The following is a 1,269-nucleotide window of genomic DNA, read 5'->3' on the forward strand; positions in this document are numbered from 1 at the left end:
CTCGTGGCGGGCTGTGGACATCGTGGCGGCGTGCGGCGGGGCGCAGCGCGGCGCCGCCGCGGCCACCCGTCAGGGCGCGGGCTCACCCGGGGCCGGCGGGTCGCGGACGACCTGCTCGGCTGCGGCCTTGTCCAGCGTCCCCGGGAAGTTGAACCGCCCGAACTTCCCGGTGGGGTCGTGCGGGCTCACCGGGCGGGCGATCGAGGAGGCGCGGATCACCTCGATCAGCAGGTCGCGTCGGGCGTCGTCGAGCGCGGGCGTCGACCGCTCCCTGAGCAGCACGGACGCCGTCGGCCCCCGACGTCGGCCGATCTTCAGCAGCAGACCGGCCTGGTCGCCGTCGCTCAGCCCCACGAGCTCGGCCCGTTCGACCTGGTCGAACGGCACCACCCGATGGCGGATGCGCAGTCGACGCCCTTCGAGGTCGATCGCGAAGGGGGCGTTGAGCCACAGCACGACGTTCCACCCGACCGCGGCGGCGGTCGCCCAGAACACGAACGAGATCGGCACGGCGATCGGGCCGAACAGATCGACCAGCGACTCGCCGCCTCGAGAGAAGAAGGCACCGGCCGTCCCAAGGATCACGGTCGCGGGCAGGAAGACCCGCATCGCCCGCACCAGCACCCTCTGCTTCGGCTCGTCGTCGAACACGATCCAGGTCTCGTCGGACATGTCGTCACCGTACCGGGCGCGCGACTAGGCGAGCCGCGCCTCCAGGCCGGCCCGCACGTCGGGCCACTCGGCGCGGACGATCGAGAAGTAGGCCGTGTCGCCCAGGGTGCCGTCGGCGGCGACGCGGTGCGAACGCAGCACCCCCTCGGGGACGGCGCCCAGCCGACGGATCGCTGCCGCGCTCCGCAGGTTGCGGGCGTCGCAGCGCAGCGCGACCCGGTTCAGGCCGAGGGCGTCGAACGCGTGCGTGAGCAGCAGCAGCTTGGTGGCGGGGTTCGTCCGTCCTCCCCAGAAGGGGCGGCCGTACCAGGTGCTGCCGATCTCGACCCGCCCCTGCGCCGGCACGAGGTCGTAGAGGGTCGTCGTGCCCCGCACCTGGCCGTCGTCCTCGCCGCGCACCGTGAACGCGAGGGTCGTCGGGTTCGCGAGTTGCGCCTCCACGTGCTCGGCGTAGGCCGCGACGCTCGTCGGACGCTGCGTCACCATGCCCGCCCAGAGCCCGTCGTCGGTCAGCGGCCAGAGCGCGGCAGCATCCTCGACGGCGAGCGGATCGAGCCGCACGCCGTGCCCCATCAGCGCGACGTCGTGGATCATCGG

The 1,269-nt window shown here is 73.4% G+C and carries 2 protein-coding genes; both read right to left on the reverse strand.

Annotated features, from left to right (window positions below; translation table 11 throughout):
• Nucleotides 1-69: 69 nt before the first annotated feature.
• Entirely contained in the window at nucleotides 70-672 is a 603-nt protein-coding gene (locus IFT36_RS16055) for a hypothetical protein (protein WP_200413668.1), read from the reverse strand.
• Nucleotides 673-696: 24 nt separating this feature from the next.
• On the reverse strand, nucleotides 697-1,269 hold a 573-nt coding region (locus tag IFT36_RS16060; protein WP_307785138.1), incomplete at its 5' end, for a GNAT family N-acetyltransferase.

The sequence above is a fragment of the Frigoribacterium sp. CFBP 13605 genome, assembly GCF_014839405.1.
Taxonomy (GTDB): Bacteria; Actinomycetota; Actinomycetes; order Actinomycetales; family Microbacteriaceae; genus Frigoribacterium.

Bases quoted from the DNA above. Each gene is read 5' to 3' on its own strand.
- IFT36_RS16055 (WP_200413668.1), bottom strand. From the start codon at position 672: ATGTCCGACGAGACCTGGATCGTGTTCGACGACGAGCCGAAGCAGAGG.